This window comes from Micromonospora sp. DT201 (assembly GCF_049841575.1).
Lineage (GTDB): Bacteria > Actinomycetota > Actinomycetes > Mycobacteriales > Micromonosporaceae > Micromonospora.
In genome coordinates this window covers 217,783-235,231 of record NZ_JBNCKP010000005.1, presented here as the reverse complement: position 1 = coordinate 235,231, position 17,449 = coordinate 217,783, and the positions used below count along the sequence as shown (strand labels likewise).

The window sequence follows — 17,449 nt, the reverse complement described above, 5'->3', positions numbered from 1 at the left end:
CACCGACGAAAGTCAGGTGTTCAGCCGCTCTCCTCGGCCCAGACCCGCCAGTCGTCGAGCACGCCGTGCAGGGCCGGAGTGAGCCAACCCGGCGCGGAGCGCCGGAACACGCCCGGGTCCATCGCGCCCGCACCGTCGGGCAGCGCGCCGAGCAGGTTCGGCACCAGGTCGGTGAGGTTGGTCCAGTGCACCAACTCCGGCCGGGTCGGCCAGGCCCCGATCACCACGCCGGCCGGCACCGCACGCCGGTCGAGCGCCTCCAGGGTCAGCGCGGTGTGGTTGAGCGTGCCCAACCCGGCCCGGGCGACCACCACCGCCGGCGCGCCGAGCGACACCGCCAGATCGGCCATCGTCCACGGCTCACCCGACGGACGCACCCCCATCGGAACCAGCAACCCGCCCGCGCCCTCGATCAACACCAGGTCGTGCTTGTCGGCCTCCTCACGGACCGCGTCCACCGCCGCGTACAACTCCAACGGCGGCAGGTCGGCGACCCGGGCAGCGGCCAGCGGGGCGAGCGGGTCGGGGTAGCTGGCCAGGGTCCGCCCGGTCAGCGGGGCAGCCAGCCGGTTGACCGCGTCCACATCACCGGGCTCACCGCCGGCCGTACCGGTCTGGCCCGGTTTGACCACGGCCACCCGCAGCCCGGCGGCCTGCGCGGCGGCCGCGATCGCCGCGGTCGCCACGGTCTTGCCGACCTCGGTGTCGGTCCCGGTAACCAGAACCGGCCCCTCCCACCCGCTCACGGCGCTGTGTCCACGATGACCTCCAGGGCCCGCTCGAAATCCGCCCGGGGCACTCCAGCGCTGACCGTGAGGCGCAGACGGGAGCGGCTGTCCGGGGTCGACGGCGGCCGGAAACAGCCAACCGCGACGCCCCGGTCCCGGCAGTCGGCGGCCCAGGCGCTCGCCGCGTCCGGCCCCGAGGCGGTCACCGAGATCACCGCGGCGTCCGGCGCGGAGACGGTCAGCCCGGCCGCACGCAGTCGGCCGACCGCCAACCCCACCCGGTCGGACAGCTCCACGCGCAGGTCGTCGCCGAGCCGCGCCAACCGCAGCGCGGCGTGCACACCAGCGGCGACCGCCGGTGGCAGTGCCGTGTCGAAGATGAACGTGCGCCCGGTCTCGACCAGGTGCCGGATGAACTCGGCCGGGCCGGCGACCACTCCACCCGCGCCACCCAGCGCCTTGGACAGGGTGGCGGTAATCACGACGTCCGGTTCACCGGCCAGCCCGGCGGCGGCCACCGCGCCCACGCCGCCCGGACCGGTCACGCCGAGCGCGTGCGCGTCGTCGACCAGCAGGAGCGCGCCGTGACGACGGGCCACCGCGTGCAGGCGGGCCAGCGGGGCCAGATCACCGTCGACCGAGAAGATCGACTCGGTCACCACCACCGCCGGGCGACCCGGAGCGGCCGCGAGTGCGGCAGCCACGGCGTTCACATCGGCATGCGGGGTGACCACCGTCTCCGCACCGGAGATCCGGCAGCCGTCGATCAGGGACGCGTGGTTGTGCGCGTCGGAGACGAGCAGCGTCTGGGGTTGCACGAGTGCCCGCAGCGCACCGAGGTTGGCAAGGTAGCCGGAGGAGAAGACGAGGGCCCGGTCGGTGCCCAGCCACTGCGCCAGCTCATCCTCCAACGCCTGGTGTGCGTCGGTGGAGCCCCGCACCAGGCGCGACCCGGTCGCCCCCAGCCCGTACGCCGACAGAGCCGCCATGGCCGCGGCGGTGACCTCCGGGTGGGTGGCCAGGCCGAGGTAGTCGTTGCCGGCCAGGTCGGTCATCTGATCGTCGGCGGGACGCGGGTGCAGCCGCCGGGTCAGCCCGGCCTTCGCCCGCAACTGCGCGCGGCGGTCGAGCGCCGCCAGCCAATCCGCCACGTCACCCCTTCGCCGCTGTCCGCGCCGGTCAGCCCGACACCTGCCGGGCGAAATTACCACCCGCCATCATCGGCCCGACGGATCCACTCGGTGCGAGGGGTCGACGGGCTCCCAGGTCATTCCGGCTGTCCGGGGGGCCTAGGGCCTGTGTCAAAGCCCCTGGCCGGCCTGCGGCGGGCCCAGACGACGACCGGCCGCGTTGGAAATTCGTCCGGATACAACACCGGTATCCAGACGAATTTCCGCCTTGCCGGACCGCCGCCTGGACTCCGCCTCGGCTCAACCGAGGGCTTTGACACAGGCCCTAGTAGGGTACGAGCCATGCCAGAGATCCTCGACCAGGCCCGGACTCAGGTCCTGGGTGACGGTGTCGGCCTCGATCAGGCCGGCATCCTCGCCGTGCTGAACCTGCCCGACGAGCACCTGCCCGCCGCCCTGCAGCTCGCCCACGACGTGCGGATGCGCTGGTGCGGCCCGGAGGTCGAGGTCGAGGGGATCGTCTCGCTGAAGACCGGCGGCTGCCCGGAGGACTGCCACTTCTGCTCCCAGTCCGGCCTGTTCACCTCGCCGGTGCGCTCGGTCTGGCTGGACATCCCGTCGCTGGTCGAGGCGGCGAAGCAGACCGCCAAGACCGGGGCGACCGAATTCTGCATCGTCGCCGCCGTGCGCGGCCCGGACGCCCGCCTCATGAAGCAGATGCGCGAGGGCGTCGCCGCGATCAAGGCCGAGGTCGACATCCAGGTCGCGGCGTCGCTGGGCATGCTCAGCCAGGAGCAGGTCGACGACCTCGTCGACATGGGCGTGCACCGCTACAACCACAACCTGGAAACCTGCCGGTCGTACTTCCCCAACGTGGTCACCACCCACTCCTGGGAGGAACGGTGGGAGACGCTGCGGATGGTCCGCGACTCCGGCATGGAGGTGTGCTGCGGTGGCATCCTCGGCCTCGGTGAGACCGTGGAGCAGCGGGCCGAGTTCGCCGCGCAGCTTGCTGAACTCAACCCGCACGAGGTGCCGCTCAACTTCCTCAACCCGCGGCCCGGCACCCCGCTCGGTGACCGCCCGGTGGTGGAGGGCAAGGACGCGCTGCGGGCCATCGCCGCGTTCCGGCTGGCCATGCCGCGCACCATCCTGCGGTACGCGGGCGGTCGAGAGATCACCCTCGGTGACCTGGGCACTCGCGAGGGTCTGCTCGGCGGCATCAACGCGGTGATCGTCGGCAACTACCTGACCACGCTGGGTCGACCGGCGACCGCCGACCTGGACCTGCTGAACGAATTGAAGATGCCGGTCAAGGCGCTCTCTGCCACGCTGTGACGACCATGACGACGACCGAGCTGTGGTGCGACCGGTGCGGTGAACCGGCGACGGCGAGCGCCGCCCATCCGGGCTGCGTGGCAGCCCGCCAGTTGGAGCCGCCCCGGTTCTGCCCGCGGTGCCGCCGCCGGATGAAGGTGCAGGTGCTGCCGGTCGGTTGGTCGGCGGTCTGCGTCGAGCACGGCGAGATCCGGGGCTGATCCCCTCCACCTGACCCTCGTCAGCGGCGTCGGCGGGGACCCCGCCGACGCCGTGTGCGGTGGTAGGTTCCGACCCAGGGCTGGGTTGACGACCCGCAGGGGGACCAAAGTGGACGGTGACCGCGCGGCCCGGGAGCGGCGAATCCTGAGCACGGCTGCCGAATTGCGCGTCGCGGTTGGGGAGGCCACGGCGACCGTCGGATCGGCGGACGGCGCGGTGGTGGTGACGGCCGGGCCGCGCAACGCCCTGCTCGACCTCACGCTGACCCGCCGGATCCGACACCACGACAGCCGAGCCCTCGGCGCGCTGTTGGTCGCCACCGTGCGCGCCGCCACCGAGCAGGCCGACGAGTTGCTCGCCGAACGGGCCCGCGAGCTGGTGCCCGGCCGCGTCGACCTGCCCGACCTCCTCGCCAGCGCGCTGCCCGAGGCGCCCCCACCACCAGTAGACGACACCGCCGACGAGGAGATCGACCCGCTCGTTCGCCGTCTGCGCGACGAGGCACGACGGCAACTTGACGCCTGGACGACGACGCGGGCCGACTTGGCCGACCTGACCGCCACCGCCCACGCGATTCAGGGCAGGGTCGTCGCCGAGGTGGGTGCCACGGGCGAGTTGCGGCGCATCGAGCTGGCCGACGCGGCGCCCCGCCTGGACCCGACCCAGCTGGCTGCGCTGGTGCTCGACACCGTCCGCCGGGCCACCGCGGACGCCGCCGCGCTGCTCGCCGAGCGGGTCCAGCGTATTGCCGGCCCCCGCCTGGACCTGGTGTCGATGGTGGCCACCTACCAACCTTCCGGGACCGACGACGAGGAGGGCCGAGGTGGCTGACTTCGAAGCGAACGTGGACGAGATCCTGACCTGCCGGACGCGCCTGGCGGACATCCAGCAGCGAGCGGCAGCGATCGCCGACCTGGCCGAGGACGCCAACCCCGAGTGGTATATCTGGGGTGCCCTGGGAGCGCCGTTCGCCGCCCTGTACTGGCGCTTCGCCGGTGAATTCTACGAGCACCTGGGCCTGATGGGGGAGGCGCTCAGCGACCGGGCCGAGGCGTTGGACTGCACCGTCGAGGCGTACCGGCGCACCGAGCAGGACATCGAGGAGCGGATGCGCAGGTTGCATCAGCGGCTGGCCGAGGGCTTCCCCGAATGAGCGACGAACGCGACCTCAAGGACAGTGACGTCACCAATGACGTCACCAGGCAGGAGTGGGCGACCGGCCCGATCGGCGCGGACACGACCGGGGACGGGTACGGCGGCGCCGCGTCGGTGGACGTCGGCGGGTACGACGTGCTCCGCTTCGACCCGGTCAAGGACGTCCCGGGGCTCGCCGGGATCCCGCAAGCCGTCTCGGCGGGTGCCAAGTGGGCCGGCGGCGACGGCGACTGGTCGGAGCTGTTCAACATCGCCGGCAGCATCGGTGACCTGGGTGTCAACGTCTTCGCCTACGCGGTGGACCCCCTCAACTTCCTGATCTCCGCCGGGCTCACGTTTCTGGTGGACCTGGTGCAGCCACTGGAAGACCTGCTCGGGCTGGTCACCGGCAATGCCGAGCGGATGGAGGGTGAGATCGCCAAGTGGGAGCGGGTCGGCAACGCACTCGACCCGCTGGCCACGGAGATCCGTGCGGCGGTCCAGGAGGGGCTGGTGGGCTGGCAGGGGCTCGCCGCCGACGCCGCACGCCAGCGGATGGACGAGTTCGCCCAGGGGGTGGCTGGTCTCGGCAACGACGCCCGAAAGTTGGTGATGACGCTCAACGCGGTGAAGCTGCTGATGGAGGTGGCGCAGGGTTTCGTGCTCGGTCTGATCGCCACCTTCGTGGAGTGGATGGTCTTCACCTGGACGGCGGCGTTGGCCAGCGCGGTGCCGACGATGGGTGCGTCCACCGCCGCGGCGGGAGCCGCCACGACCGTGCAGGGCGCGGTGGTCACCACCCGGGCGACCACGTTCATCAGCAAGGTCGTCGCGTTGCTCCAGCGGCTGCGCACCGTCCTCACCAGGATGCACCCGAAGACGATGGCCTCGGTCAAGGCGTCGTTCCAGCTTCGTGGGGCCAACGGCACGTTCGCGCCGGGTTGGCGCGGTTCGTCGGCGGTGCTCGTCGACTCGGCGAAGGACTTCCGGACGTGGCTGGGCCCAGCCGACAAGCTCGCGGCGACGGCGGCTAACGAGGGCAAGCGGGCGACCGACTACTTCAGCGACGACGCCGAACTCTCCGACTCCCGGACGGAGCAATACCTTGACCCAGGTCGATGATCCCTTGGGCGGCGACCTCACCCACCCGCAGAGCGCCTACCAGATCGAGCCGTACGACCCGGCCGGCCCGCCACCACAGCTGCCGCCCGGGCACGGCGGGATCGCCGTGCACACCTGGCGCCCTCCGCAGTCGGCGCGGTTCACGCTCGCGCCGATGGTAGGTGTGGACGGCCGTCCGGCGACCTACGGCTTCGGACATGCCCTCATCGTGGTGCCGATGGGCGAACGGCTGGTCGAGGTGCAGTACGTTTCACCGCAGCGCAGTGCACTGGTCACCGTGAGCGAGGGAGAGGTCGTGCCTCTGGAGTACGCCGCCTCCTACGAGGCGTTCGGCGCGGGCGCGTTGGGGCGCGGCAAGCAGCGACCCAGCGGGCGGATGCCGATTGCCGCCGCGTTGACGTTCAGCCTGGTCTTCGGCCTCGGTGCCGCGTACCTGGGGTTCCTGCCGCTCCTGCTGTTTGACGACGCCCCGACCGCGCTGCTGCTGGTCCCACCGGTGCTGGGCATCATCGTCGGCGTCCTGGTGTTCCGGCGCGGCACGAGGCGGCGTCGGTGAGCGCGGCGGCGCTCTTCGTCGGAGCGGACACCGATCCGCCGACGCCTCCGAGCGGGCAGGCCGGAATCCTGCTCACCTTCTTCTTCACCAGCCAGGTCCAGTTGTACCGCGGCGACGTGCTTGTCGACGACCGTCCCAACTGGGACATCTGGATCCCCCCGCCGGTGCTGCTGATCGACGGCGAACCGGCGCGGGCCAGCTGGTCGAGCTGGTTCTATCCGCTGCGGATCGGCGCGCACCAGGTGGAGATCCGCGAACCGGCAGCGGCCCGGCAGCAGCTCGACGTGGTCGTCGACGGTGTGGCGCGGCTGCGGTACGAGGCCGCGATCATGATCCGCAAGGACCACACCGACACCCACGTCCTACGCTGGGACAGCAGCGCGACGCTGGGGAGCGGATCATGAGTACGTTGTCGGGCCGGGTGGTGACACTGCGCCTCGCCGAGGAGAAGGACGTTGCCGCGTTGGCCGACATCCGGGCCACGCCGGAGGTGCGCCGCTGGTGGCGTGGCGACGACGACCTGGCCGCAGCTGTCCGCGACGACCTCGCCGACGACGACCTGACCCTGTACGCCATCGAGCACGACGGCCGGGTGATCGGCGCGATCCAGTGGCACGCCGAACCGGACCCGGACTACCGGCACGCCAGCATGGACATCTTCCTCGACCCGGCGGTGCGCGGTGCCGGGCTGGGCGTCGACGCGATCCGCACCCTGGCCCGGCATCTGATCGACGAGTACGGCCACCACCGGTTCACCATCGACCCGGCGGCGGCGAACAGCGCCGCGATCCGCGCGTACGCGAAGGTTGGTTTCCGCCCGGTGGGTGTGCTGCGCCGTTACGAGCGCGGCGTGGACGGGCGCTGGCACGACGGCCTCCTGATGGACCTGCTCGCCGACGACCTGACCGGCTGACGTCTACGCACAGATCTTGGACAGTTACCGTCCCGCAAGACGGTAACTGTCCAAGATCTCGGTGCGGTGCGGCTCAGGCGACGGTGCAGGCGGTGTTGTTGACGGTGAAGGCTGTTGGTTTCGGGTTGGTGCCGGTGTGGGCGCCGTTGAAGCCGAAGCTGAGCGACGCGCCCGGCGCGATGGTGCCGTTGTAGGAGAGGTTCGTGGCGGTGACCGCCGCGCCGCTCTGGCTGACCGCCGCCGACCAGCCCTGGCTGACGGTCTGCCCGCCCGGGAAGCTGAACCGCAACGTCCAGCCGTTGAGCGCGCTGGTGCCGGTGTTGGTGATCGTCACCGTGGCGGTGAAGCCGGTGCTCCAGTCGTTGGTGGCGTACCCCACCGTGCAGGTGCCGCCGACCGGCGCAGGCGCGGTGGTCACCGCGACCGGCGCGGACGCCGCGGAGGTGTTGCCGGCCGCGTCCACGGCGACCACGTAGAACTGGTACGCCGTCGAGGCGGTCAGCCCGGACACGGCGAGGGTGGTGGCGGTCGGCGAGCCGACCAGCGGGTCGGTGGTGCCGGCCTCGCGGTAGACGCGGTACCCGGTGACGCCGACGTTGTCGGTGGACGCCGCCCAGCTCAGGCTGAGACCGGTGGCGGTGACCGCCGAGGCGACCGGGGTGCCGGGCACGCTCGGCGCGGTGGTGTCGGCGCTGCCGGCGGGCGGCGTGGTGACGGAGAGCACCGATGAGGCCGCCGACGTGTTGCCCGCGCCGTCGCGGGCGACGACCGAGAACTCGTACGTCCGCTCCGGCAGCAACGTCGAGATGGTGAGCGTGGTGCCGCTGACGGGTCGGTTCACCACCGTGTCGCTGCCGACCAGGATTTCGCGGACCTCGTACCCGGCCAGGCCGCTGCCGCCGGTGTCGGTGGACGCCGCCCAGTTGAGGGTGACCGAGCGGGGCGTGAGGCCGGACGCCACCGGCCTGCCCGGCACGGTCGGCGCGGTGGTGTCCGGTACGACCGGACCCGGCTCGTCGCCCCAGACGCGGGTGCTGCCGGAGTAGAGCGGCACCTTCCGGTTCGGCCCAGCGGTGGTCTGGTACGACGGGTCGTTTGTCGGGTCCCAGGTGCCGCCCTCCGGCACGCCGATCTTGAACTGGACCTCCATCCGGTGCTGCGACTGCCCGGCCGGCGCGATGGTGTGCCCGGTGCAGTCCACCTCGACGTACCAGATGTCGCCGCTGAACTGCTTGGCCGTGGTCGGGGACGGGCAGCCCTGGGTGTAGCCGGCGGTGACCTGCACCGGGCCGCTGCCGTCGGGCCGGAAGTAGTACCGGAATCGACCGTCGGTCAGCGCGCGGGCCGGGAACGCGGACTTGTTGTAGACGATCGCCTTGAGCCCGGTGGCCCGGGGTTCGGCCTGCATCACCGTGGTCTCCACGGTCAGCTCGTCGATGTCCGGCGTCTCGGCGACCGGGAAGCCGGCGAGCGGGCTGCCACCGTACTCGGAGGTCAGCCGGACCAGCGCGGACGTGAAGCCAGCGTTGTAGTCGGTCGCCACCTCGTTCATCACGTAGTCCGACCGGCTGTCGCTGTACGCGTCGTTGGCCGAGGACGGGCCGCCGACCAGTGCGCCGTAGAGGGTGTGCCGGGTCTGGACGGGGACGGTCTGGCTGTCCCACCAGGAGCCGTGCGCGGTGCGGTGGTGGGGGTTCTTCGGCGCGTTGGCCCCGAACCCGATCAGGTAGCTGGAGTTGCGCGGGTTGTCGCCGAGCGCGTAGTTGATCTGCCGGACGGCGAAGTCGTGGTAGCGCGCCTTACGGGTGGTGTCGGTGGTCTTGTCGCTGTAGACCAGCGCGGCGAACGAGGTGTTGGCCGCGTAGCGCAGCGCTCCCCAGGAGTCGAGCACCGCCATCCCACCCGGCGAGTACGGCACCCGCTGTCCGTTCACCCCGACGGTCCAGTAGTCCAGCCAGCGGTTGGCGTCGTCGACGTACTTCTGCTTGCCGGTCAGGTTCGCCAGCAGCACGTACGCGCCGAACTGCTTGTTGTCCCAGGCGATGGTCCACTTGTAGGAGCGGGTGGTGGACTGGTTCTCGGTGCCGAGCTTGTCGTATTCGCTCTCGGCCTTGGCCAGGTAGCTGGCCTCGCCGGTGGCACGGTGCAGCCAGATCGCGGCCCACACCAGCTCGTCCTGCCAGCCGCTCCACGAGCGGTAGAAGCTTGTCGCGTCGGTGATGCACTCGTGGTAGGCCTTCCGCACCGTGTCGGCGAAGGTGTAGAGCTGCCGGGCGTGCCCGAGCAGCTTGTCGGCGTAGGCCGCGTCGGTGGGCCGGAACACCATCGACGAGGCGGCCATCGCAGCCGCCGTCTCCCCCGCCAGGTCCGCGCCGCCACAGCTCGCATCGATCTTGTACGCGGGCCGCGCCATCGCCATCACCTCGGCTGGGCCCCACCACTTGTGGTCGTCGTCGCCCTTGCCGACCTGCCCGTAGAGGACGTTGGCCGACGGGTGTGCCTTGATGAAGTAGTCGTTGACGTAGCGCAGGTTGTTGAGCAGGTGTGGCAGTTGCCCGGATGCCGTGTAGCCGCTGCGGTACTCCACCGCGCCCCAGGCGAGCATCGTGGCGCTGAACGCCATCGGGAAGCCGAACTTGACGTGGTCGCCGGCGTCGTACCAGCCGCCGGTGAGGTCCAGCCCGGCGTCGGCGCCGTCGGTGAGCGCGCTGTCACCGCGCCAGGACACCCGGTTCCAGTCGGGCAGCCGGCCGGACTGCTGCGCCTCGTAGAAGAACAGCGACTTCTGCAATGCCTCGGCGTAGTTGTACGTCGCCGGGGCGGCCGACGCGGGCGACGATGCCGGCCCGGCGACCACGAGGGACAGACCGGTGAGCAGGGCGATGCCGGCGGCCAGTAACCGCCGCGGCCAGGGTTGGTCGGCCGGAGACAAGCCGGGTCGGCCGGAGACCGGCCGGGTGGGGTGGCGCATGGCGGGCTCCTGTCGGAGGCGCCGCCGGCGGCCGCACCGACGCGGGACGGCGTCGAAACGGCACGACCACCGGCGACTGCGTGGGGTGGCGGCGTGTCCAGAGTCAGCGCTATGGAAGCGCTCCCATGGATAACCGACAATGTAATGCTCTCGTCATCGGTTTGTGAAGGGGCACCCGAGCCCGCGCTATCGCCACCCCGTCGCCACGGCCACGACTAGCGTCACCACCAGGCGCTACGCGACGAGGGCGCCAACGAAAGGCGGGAGCCGCATGAGCATCAGGACGGAGAGGTGGGCACCCGAGGGCCCCGGTGCCGACCGGCTCACACTGCACCAACTGGAGGTGCCCGACCCGGGCATCGGAGAGATCACGATTACCGTTCGCGCCGTTGGCATGAACCGTGTCGACGCGATGAACCTCTCCGGCGGAACGCCGGAGATCGGTTACGAGGTGTCCGGAGTCGTCGCGGCCCTCGGGCCGGACGCCGGCAGTCACGCCGTCGGCGACGAGGTCCTGTCGTTCCGGGTGCAGGGCGGCTACGCGACCGCGGTCACCGTCGCGGCCCGGGACGTCTTCGGAAAACCACCGGGCCTCGGATGGGCCGAAGCGGCAAACCTCCTGCTCACCGGCACCACCGCCGCCGAGATGGTCCACCGAACCCAGATCGCGGCGGGCGACGTCGTTCTCGTCCACGGCGCCTCCGGCGCCGTCGGCATCAGCGCCGTCCAGCAGTCGAAGCTGCTCGGAGCGCGCGTGCTGGGAACGGCGAGCCCGAAGAACTGGGATCTGCTCCGACGATTCGGCGCCGAGCCGGTTGCCTACGGACCGGGCCTTGAGCAACGCGTACGCGAACTGACCGATCGCGTCGACGTCGCCTTGGACTCGGTCGGCACGGCCGAGGCCGTCGACGTCTCACTCACCCTGGTCGCTGACCGCCGACGCATCGCCTCCAGCGCGGCGTCCGATCGTGCGAAATCCGACGGCTTCTGGATCGCCGGTCACGAGACCGACAGCGCGGCCTACCGGGACCAGGTTCGGTCCCACCTGATCGAGCTTGCCGGCGCGGGACGTCTCACGGTGCCCATGGCGAAGACCTTCCCCTTCTCGGAAGCTCCCGCCGCACTGCACCTTGTGGCCTCGGGACACGCTGGCGGCAAGGTCGCTCTGCTCGTGTGAGCATCCGGAGCTACATCACATCATCGACAAGCACCAATTGCTGCACGCGCGTCCTTACTGCTCAGGTCAGACACCTCGGCACCCGCCACCGGGCTGTCCGGGCGTCACCGCGTCCAGCCAGACAAACGTACTGTTGCCGATCCACTACGCGGCGCGAGACAGTACCGATCACCAGTGGTGCCATCGACGCCGCCGCTCCCCGGTCAACCCAGAGGAGAACGCGATGGCACTACGACTCGCAGAGGGCACCGCCTGGTCCGACGTCCTCGCCCGCGCGGTGGCCGCCACGCCAGAGGCGTTCGGCGCCGAGGTCGACGGCATCACCACCCTGCACAACCTCATCGAGGGCGACTGGCGGGCAGTCGGTCAGCCCGGCCCGGTCCGCACCCCGGTGGACAACACCGTCGTCATCAACCTGCCCCGGCTCGACGCCGACGCCGCCCGCGCCGCGGTCACGCACGCCGCCGCAGCGCACCAGGCCTGGGCCCAGACCCCTCTCGCCGAGCGCAAGGCCCGGGTCGCCGACGCACTGGACTCGCTCACCGCCCACCGTGACCTGCTCGCGCTGCTGCTGGTCTGGGAGATCGGCAAGCCGTGGCGGCTGGCCTGCGCCGACGTGGACCGGGCGCTGGACGGCGTCCGCTGGTACGCCGGCGAGATCGACCGGATGCTCGCCGACGGCCGCGAGCCGCTTCCCGGCCCGGTCAGCAACATCGCGTCGTGGAACTACCCGATGAGCGTCCTGGTGCACGCCGAGCTGGTTCAGCTGCTGGCCGGCAACGCGGTCATCGCCAAGACCCCATCCCAGGGCGGTGCCGTCTGCCTGACCGTCGCGCACGCGCTGATGCGCCGGGCCGGCCTGCCCGCCACCCTCGTCTCCGGCAGTGGCGAGGAGCTGTCCGAAGTGCTGGTCCGGGCGCCCGAGATCGGCGCCGTCGCGTTCGTCGGCGGCCGATCCAACGGTGGCAAGGTCGCCGCCGCGCTGCTCGACAGCGACAAGCGGCACTTCATCGAGCAGGAAGGCCTCAACGCCTGGGGCATCTGGAACTTCTCCCAGTGGGACCTGCTCGCCACGCACCTCAAGAAGGGCTTCGAGTACGGCAAGCAGCGCTGCACGGCGTACCCCCGGTTCGTGGTGCAACGCGACCTGGTCGACGAGTTCCTCGACATGTACCTGCCGGTCGTACGCTCGGTCCGCTTCGGCCACCCGCTCGCCGTCGACGACGACTGGGCTGTCGGCGACCCGCTGCCCGAGTTGGACTTCGGGCCGCTGATCAGCGCCGCCAAGGCCGACGAGCTGCACCGCAAGGTCGACGAGGCGGTTCGCGGCGGCGCGGTGCCGCTGCACCGGGGCAAGCTGACCGGCGCGCCGTTCCTCCCCGATCAGGACACCTCGGCGTACGTGGCTCCGTCGGTGCTGCTCGCCCCGCCCGGCCGGTCCCGGCTGATGCACGCCGAGCCGTTCGGGCCGGTCGACACGATCGTCGTGGTGGACACCACCGACGAACTACTGGCCGCGATGAACGCCTCCAACGGCGCACTGGTGGCGTCGCTGGCCTGCGACGACACCGACGAGGCAGGCAAACTCGCGGTGGACCTGCAGGCGTTCAAGGTAGGCATCAACAAGCCGCGCTCGCGGGGGGACCGGGACGAGCCGTTCGGCGGCCGGGGCGCCTCCTGGAAGGGCGCGTTCGTCGGCGGCGATCTGCTGGTGCATGCCGTCACCGTCGGCGGCCAGAGCCGGCTCTACGGCAACTTCCCCGACTACAACAGCTACCCCAACACCTGACCAGCGGCGCAGGGGAGGGCGCCTGCTACGCGCCAGGCACCAAGGAGGTGCCCTCCCTTTCCGCCATTGCGGTGACGGCTAGTCCGACCGTGAGGGTGAGCAGAGTGCCGTCACGGTGCGCGACGCTGGGGCGGCCCAGTCGGCGCAGCGTACGCAGCATCGGGCCGTTCTCGGCCTGAACATGCAACACCAGCGCCGCGTACCCGGCGTGGTCGGCATGCTGGGCCAGCCGGCGCAGTAGCGCGAAGCCGAGCCCCCGCCGCTGCCAGTCGTCACGCACCAGCAGCGCCACCTCGGCCTCGTCACCCTCGCCGAGCAGGTTCGCCATCGCGACCACCGACTCCGCCGCGCCGCCGGGGCCGGTGGTCGTGGCGATCAGGGTCAGCCCTCGACTTGGCTCCAACAGCCGACGCAGTCGGGCCGGTTGCGGCAGCACCGCCCCACCCAGGTAACGCTGCTGGCGGCTGCGCGGTGAGCACGTCTCGTGCAACTCCACCACGCCGGACAGGTCGTGCGCGCAGGCCGGCCGGACGGCCACCTCGGCCCCGTCGGGCAGCACCAGGGTGACCTGTTCCGCGGCCCGACGTGCCACGGTGGCGGCCAACTCGACCAGTGCCTGCGCCCGGGCGTACTCCGCCGGGGTGAAGGCGGGCGCGGCCCGACGCAGCGAGAACGAACCACCCGCCGGGTCGGCCAGCAGCATGCTGGTGCCGGTGATTCCCCGTTCGACGCCGGTCGACGCGGGCCGCCAACTGACCGAGTCTGCGCCGAGCAGAGCCCGCAACGCTTCGCCTGCCGAGTCCGGGTCACGCACCAGCCGGTTGGCCAGCCCGAGCACCCGTGTGGGCTGATCGGCCAGACCGCGCGCCTCGCTGCGCGCCACCCAGCAGTCCCGACCCCGACCGCGCTCGACGGCGGCGATCAGCTCAGCCTCGTCGAGCGTGTCCGGTGCGTCGACCAGGAAGTCGTCCACCGCGCCCTGCTCGGTGGGCTGCACCTGCACACTGAGGATGTTGACCCCCCGCAGCGCAAGGCTCGCCGTGAGCACCGACAGGTAGCCCGGCCGGTCGTCCACGGTGGCTCGAATCCGCCACAACGTCATGATTGGCTCCCTTCCCCGCTAAGAGCCTCACCCCTGCCTGTTGCCGCCCGGTTGCTCAGCGGTGTCGGCCCGGGAACTCCTCCGGCCGCTCAGGGGCTGGCGACCACCGGGGGCGTCCCGACGAGGTCGAGCCGGTCACCGAGGATCACCGCGCTGGCCCGGACGAGCTGGGTGAGCCGGTCCACCTCGGTGCTGTGGAACGCGGCAGCGGAGAGGGTCTCGCTGTGCTCGCGGGCCACCACCAGCACCAGACCCGCCCGGCCGAACGGCACGATCGCGTGGTGGGTGCCGTCGGGCGTGGTCATCGACCGACCGCGCAGCGGGGTCACCTCCGGCAACCGCAGGGGTACGGGGGTACGCCAACTCGCGTGCCCCACGGTTGCCCCGCCACCGCCGGTCCGTGACGCCCAGTCGACCGGCACCACGGCGGCGACGGCCCAGTCGGCTGCCAGCAGCCCCGGCACCGCGTCGACCAGGGTGGCCAGCCCGTCGGCCGGGTTGGCCGCGACCTGGGCCAACAGCTCCGCGTCCTGACCGGTGGTGGTGGGCGCGCCGATCGCCCGCCACACACCGTCCACCCGCACGCCCGGAATCGCCGCGAGGCCAGCCAACAGCCGCTCCACCCGCGCCGCGCCCGGCCAGACGACCGTGAAGTCGTCCACCGCGCGCCCGCCGAGTCGTTCGAGGACCACCACCTGGACGATGTCCGCCCCGGAGACGCCCAGCGTGCGGGCGACTTGGCCGAGCGTGCCCGGACGGTCCGGCAGGGTGACCCGAACTCGCAGCAACATGTCTGTCCCTCCGCTCGGCGGGCCGGCGAAGAGCGGCCGGCAGGCTGCGTCCCAGCCTGACTGTTGACCATTTCGTCCCTGTTGCAGAGGCATGTCCCGAGGGGAAAATCTGACCTTGACAACGTGAGCGAGCTGCCATCAACTAGTCCGATGAGTGATCCGGCCGTCGATGCGCTGCGGCCGGGTGCCGTCCCCACCTCTCCCGCCGGGGTGTCCCTGGACCGACTCGCCGGTTACCTGGCCGAGCACCGACCCGGGCTGGTGGTCGGGCCGCTGCGGGCCGACCTGATCGCAGGCGGCAAGTCCAACCTCACCTACCTGCTGCGCCTCGGCGACCGGGAGGTCGTGCTGCGCCGCCCTCCGCTCGGGCACGTGCTGGCGACCGCGCACGACATGGCCCGCGAGTTCCGGGTCATCTCGGCCTTGGCGTCGACCGAGGTGCCGGTCCCGGGCGCGCTGCTGCTCTGCACCGATCCGGAGGTGATCGGCGCGCCGTTCTACCTCATGGAGCGAATGCCCGGCGAGGTGTTCCGCACCCGCGCGCAGACCGACCCGCTGGGTGACGAGCGACGCCGCACTCTCGCCATGGCGATGATGGACACGCTCGCCGCGTTGCACAACGTCGAGCCGTCCACGGTCGGGTTGAGCGACTTCGGCCACCCGGAGGGCTACCTGGCCCGGCAGGTCCGCCGCTGGGGCGGGCAGCTCGACCGCTCGCGCAGCCGCCCGCTGGCCGGCATCGACGAGCTGCGTGACCTGCTCGCGGCGACCGCCCCGGAGGGCGCGAACGCCGGCCGGATCGTGCACGGCGACTACCGGTTGGACAATCTCCTCGCCTCGGTCGACCCGGTGGCCGTGCACGCGGTGCTCGACTGGGAGATGGCCACCATCGGCGATCCCCTCGCCGACCTGGGGCTGCTCCTGACGTACTGGGATGTGCTGGGCGGCAGCGACACCGCTGCGGGCAACCCGGTCGCCGACGGGCTCGGCCCGCGCGCCGGCTTCCCCAACGGCGACGAGCTGATCGACAGGTACGCCGGTCGCAGCGACGTGAACGTCGGGCCGCTGCACTGGCACGTGGCGCTGGGCTGTTTCAAGCTCGCGGTGATCTGCGAGGGCATCCACTACCGCCACACGCTCGGGCAGACGCTCGGCGAGGGCTTCGACCGGATCGGCGAGATGGTGGCACCGCTGGTCGCGCACGGGCTGACCGCCGCCAGGGAGCGGTGATGGACTTCTCATTCGACAGCCGGACCGAGGAGTTGCGCGACGAGCTGACCCGGTTCCTGACCGAGCACGTCTACCCGGCCGAGGCCGTGCACGCCGAGCAGGTCGCCGCCGGTGACCCGTGGTCGCGTACCCCGGTGCTGGCCGAACTGAAGGCCGAGGCCCGCAAGCGCGGCCTGTGGAACCTGTTCCTGCCCGACCCGCGCTACGGCGCCGGCCTGACCAACCTGCAGTACGCTCCGCTCGCCGAGCTGACCGGGCGCAGCCCGCACCTCGCGCCGGAGGCGGTCAACTGTGCGGCACCGGACACCGGCAACATGGAGCTGCTGGCCGAGTTCGGGTCGGACGCGCAGCGGCAACGCTGGCTGATGCCGCTGCTGGAGGGCGAGATCCGCTCCGCGTTCTGCATGACGGAGCCGGACGTCGCGTCCTCCGACGCCACCAACATCGCCACCCGGATCACCCGGGACGGTGACGAGTACGTCATCAACGGGCGCAAGTGGTGGTCGTCCGGTGCGATGGACCCGCGCTGCGAAATCTTCATCGTGATGGGCAAGACCGACCCCGCCGCCGACCGGCACCGCCAGCAGAGCATGGTGCTGGTCCCCCGGGACACGCCCGGGGTGAGCGTCCGCCGGGGCATGACCGTCTTCGGCTACACCGATGGTTCACACGGTGGGCACGCCGAGATCGACTTCACCGACGTCCGGGTTCCCGCGGAAAATCTGATCGGTGCCGAGGGCACCGGCTTCGCCATCGCTCAGGCCCGGCTCGGCCCGGGCCGGATCCACCACTGCATGCGATTAATCGGAATGGCTGAGCGGGCATTGGAGCTGCTCTGCAAGCGGGCGCTCGGGCGGATCGCGTTCGGGCGGCCGCTGGCAGAGCAGGGCGTGGTCCGGGAGTGGATCGCCGAGTCGCGGGTGCGCATCGAACAGGCCCGCCTGCTGGTGCTGAAGACGGCCTGGCTCATGGACACCGTCGGCAACAAGGGCGCACACACCGAAATCCAGGCCATCAAGATCGGCACCCCGGCGATGGCGGAGTGGGTGATCGACAAGGCCATCCAGGGGTACGGCGGTGCCGGCGTCAGCCAGGACACTCCCCTGGCCGCGCTCTGGGCGCAGACCCGCACCCTGCGCCTGGCCGACGGTCCCGACGAGGTCCACCGCAACTCACTCGCCAAACGCGAGCTCCGCCGCTGGGCTCCCACCCCCGCCTGACTGCGCCAACCCCGAACCCGCCGCGCGGCTCCACATCCTCCCGCGCC

The 17,449-nt window shown here is 71.4% G+C and carries 17 protein-coding genes; 12 read left to right on the top strand and 5 right to left on the bottom strand.

Annotation, left to right across the window (positions count from 1 at the left end):
- Positions 1-20: 20 nt before the first annotated feature.
- Positions 21-746: a dethiobiotin synthase gene (bioD, locus tag ACLQ28_RS12760; protein WP_393133841.1), complete on the bottom strand. Its 726-nt coding sequence runs from the start codon at positions 744-746 to the stop codon at positions 21-23.
- Complete coding sequence (locus ACLQ28_RS12755) at positions 743-1,879, bottom strand: 8-amino-7-oxononanoate synthase (RefSeq protein ID WP_425686440.1); 1,137 nt, start codon at positions 1,877-1,879, stop codon at positions 743-745. Before ACLQ28_RS12755 ends, bioD begins: the two co-directional genes overlap by 4 nt.
- Before the next feature lie 321 nt (positions 1,880-2,200).
- Between ACLQ28_RS12755 and bioB the strand changes: the two genes are divergently transcribed.
- The 8 genes from bioB to ACLQ28_RS12715 all read left to right on the top strand — a co-directional run bounded on the left by bioB (position 2,201) and on the right by ACLQ28_RS12715 (position 7,122).
- A complete protein-coding gene (gene bioB, locus ACLQ28_RS12750; RefSeq protein WP_425686439.1) occupies positions 2,201-3,196 on the top strand; it encodes a biotin synthase BioB in 996 nt (331 codons plus the stop codon).
- Positions 3,197-3,201: 5 nt separating this feature from the next.
- A complete protein-coding gene (locus ACLQ28_RS12745; RefSeq protein WP_425686438.1) occupies positions 3,202-3,396 on the top strand; it encodes a hypothetical protein in 195 nt (64 codons plus the stop codon).
- Positions 3,397-3,505: 109 nt separating this feature from the next.
- Positions 3,506-4,228, top strand: a complete 723-nt coding sequence (locus tag ACLQ28_RS12740; protein WP_425686437.1) for a YbaB/EbfC family nucleoid-associated protein — start codon at positions 3,506-3,508, stop codon at positions 4,226-4,228.
- A complete protein-coding gene (locus ACLQ28_RS12735; protein ID WP_425686436.1) occupies positions 4,221-4,550 on the top strand; it encodes a hypothetical protein in 330 nt (109 codons plus the stop codon). The genes ACLQ28_RS12740 and ACLQ28_RS12735 overlap by 8 nt, the downstream gene beginning before the upstream one ends.
- Positions 4,547-5,653, top strand: coding sequence for a WXG100 family type VII secretion target (locus ACLQ28_RS12730; RefSeq protein WP_425686435.1), 1,107 nt, complete (start codon positions 4,547-4,549; stop codon positions 5,651-5,653). Before ACLQ28_RS12735 ends, ACLQ28_RS12730 begins: the two co-directional genes overlap by 4 nt.
- The gene (locus ACLQ28_RS12725; RefSeq protein WP_425686434.1) at positions 5,637-6,209 is read left to right on the top strand and encodes a hypothetical protein; all 573 of its coding nucleotides are present in this window, start codon (positions 5,637-5,639) and stop codon (positions 6,207-6,209) included. Before ACLQ28_RS12730 ends, ACLQ28_RS12725 begins: the two co-directional genes overlap by 17 nt.
- The gene (locus ACLQ28_RS12720) at positions 6,206-6,613 is read left to right on the top strand and encodes a hypothetical protein (protein ID WP_425686433.1); all 408 of its coding nucleotides are present in this window, start codon (positions 6,206-6,208) and stop codon (positions 6,611-6,613) included. Before ACLQ28_RS12725 ends, ACLQ28_RS12720 begins: the two co-directional genes overlap by 4 nt.
- On the top strand, positions 6,610-7,122 hold the full coding sequence (locus ACLQ28_RS12715; RefSeq protein WP_425686432.1) for a GNAT family N-acetyltransferase: 513 nt from the start codon (positions 6,610-6,612) through the stop codon (positions 7,120-7,122). Before ACLQ28_RS12720 ends, ACLQ28_RS12715 begins: the two co-directional genes overlap by 4 nt.
- A gap of 73 nt (positions 7,123-7,195) precedes the next feature.
- Here the strand turns inward: ACLQ28_RS12715 and ACLQ28_RS12710 are convergent, their stop codons facing one another.
- Positions 7,196-10,093, bottom strand: coding sequence for a glycoside hydrolase family 9 protein (locus ACLQ28_RS12710; RefSeq protein WP_425686431.1), 2,898 nt, complete (start codon positions 10,091-10,093; stop codon positions 7,196-7,198).
- Between the two features lie 271 nt (positions 10,094-10,364).
- Between ACLQ28_RS12710 and ACLQ28_RS12705 the strand changes: the two genes are divergently transcribed.
- Positions 10,365-11,270: a quinone oxidoreductase family protein gene (locus tag ACLQ28_RS12705; RefSeq protein WP_425686430.1), complete on the top strand. Its 906-nt coding sequence runs from the start codon at positions 10,365-10,367 to the stop codon at positions 11,268-11,270.
- A gap of 223 nt (positions 11,271-11,493) precedes the next feature.
- Entirely contained in the window at positions 11,494-13,059 is a 1,566-nt protein-coding gene (locus tag ACLQ28_RS12700) for an aldehyde dehydrogenase family protein (RefSeq protein ID WP_425686429.1), read from the top strand.
- Between the two features lie 25 nt (positions 13,060-13,084).
- Here ACLQ28_RS12700 and ACLQ28_RS12695 read toward each other — a convergent pair whose 3' ends face one another.
- Together ACLQ28_RS12695 and ACLQ28_RS12690 are read right to left on the bottom strand one after the other, a co-directional pair.
- Positions 13,085-14,161 carry a GNAT family N-acetyltransferase gene (locus ACLQ28_RS12695; RefSeq protein ID WP_425686428.1) on the bottom strand — a complete coding sequence of 359 codons (1,077 nt, stop codon included), beginning with the start codon at positions 14,159-14,161 and terminating at the stop codon, positions 13,085-13,087.
- Positions 14,162-14,250: 89 nt separating this feature from the next.
- Positions 14,251-14,952 (bottom strand): amino acid-binding protein, encoded by a 702-nt coding sequence (locus ACLQ28_RS12690; protein WP_425686427.1) that lies wholly within the window; start codon positions 14,950-14,952, stop codon positions 14,251-14,253.
- A 150-nt stretch (positions 14,953-15,102) separates the two neighbouring features.
- Between ACLQ28_RS12690 and ACLQ28_RS12685 the strand changes: the two genes are divergently transcribed.
- Positions 15,103-16,182 carry a phosphotransferase family protein gene (locus ACLQ28_RS12685; protein WP_425686426.1) on the top strand — a complete coding sequence of 360 codons (1,080 nt, stop codon included), beginning with the start codon at positions 15,103-15,105 and terminating at the stop codon, positions 16,180-16,182.
- Positions 16,182-17,402, top strand: a complete 1,221-nt coding sequence (locus ACLQ28_RS12680; RefSeq protein ID WP_425686425.1) for an acyl-CoA dehydrogenase family protein — start codon at positions 16,182-16,184, stop codon at positions 17,400-17,402. Before ACLQ28_RS12685 ends, ACLQ28_RS12680 begins: the two co-directional genes overlap by 1 nt.
- Positions 17,403-17,449: the final 47 nt, after the last annotated feature.

What these genes read in the sequence shown, in the direction of transcription:
- bioB (WP_425686439.1), top strand. Translation starts at nt 2,201, where the DNA reads ATGCCAGAGATCCTCGACCAGGCCCGGACTCAGGTCCTGGGTGACGGT.
- ACLQ28_RS12745 (WP_425686438.1), top strand. Translation starts at nt 3,202, where the DNA reads ATGACGACGACCGAGCTGTGGTGCGACCGGTGCGGTGAACCGGCGACG.
- ACLQ28_RS12730 (WP_425686435.1), top strand. Translation starts at nt 4,547, where the DNA reads ATGAGCGACGAACGCGACCTCAAGGACAGTGACGTCACCAATGACGTC.
- ACLQ28_RS12715 (WP_425686432.1), top strand. Translation starts at nt 6,610, where the DNA reads ATGAGTACGTTGTCGGGCCGGGTGGTGACACTGCGCCTCGCCGAGGAG.
- ACLQ28_RS12710 (WP_425686431.1), bottom strand. Translation starts at nt 10,093, where the DNA reads ATGCGCCACCCCACCCGGCCGGTCTCCGGCCGACCCGGCTTGTCTCCG.
- ACLQ28_RS12705 (WP_425686430.1), top strand. Translation starts at nt 10,365, where the DNA reads ATGAGCATCAGGACGGAGAGGTGGGCACCCGAGGGCCCCGGTGCCGAC.
- ACLQ28_RS12700 (WP_425686429.1), top strand. Translation starts at nt 11,494, where the DNA reads ATGGCACTACGACTCGCAGAGGGCACCGCCTGGTCCGACGTCCTCGCC.
- ACLQ28_RS12695 (WP_425686428.1), bottom strand. Translation starts at nt 14,161, where the DNA reads ATGACGTTGTGGCGGATTCGAGCCACCGTGGACGACCGGCCGGGCTAC.
- ACLQ28_RS12690 (WP_425686427.1), bottom strand. Translation starts at nt 14,952, where the DNA reads ATGTTGCTGCGAGTTCGGGTCACCCTGCCGGACCGTCCGGGCACGCTC.
- ACLQ28_RS12685 (WP_425686426.1), top strand. Translation starts at nt 15,103, where the DNA reads ATGAGTGATCCGGCCGTCGATGCGCTGCGGCCGGGTGCCGTCCCCACC.
- ACLQ28_RS12680 (WP_425686425.1), top strand. Translation starts at nt 16,182, where the DNA reads ATGGACTTCTCATTCGACAGCCGGACCGAGGAGTTGCGCGACGAGCTG.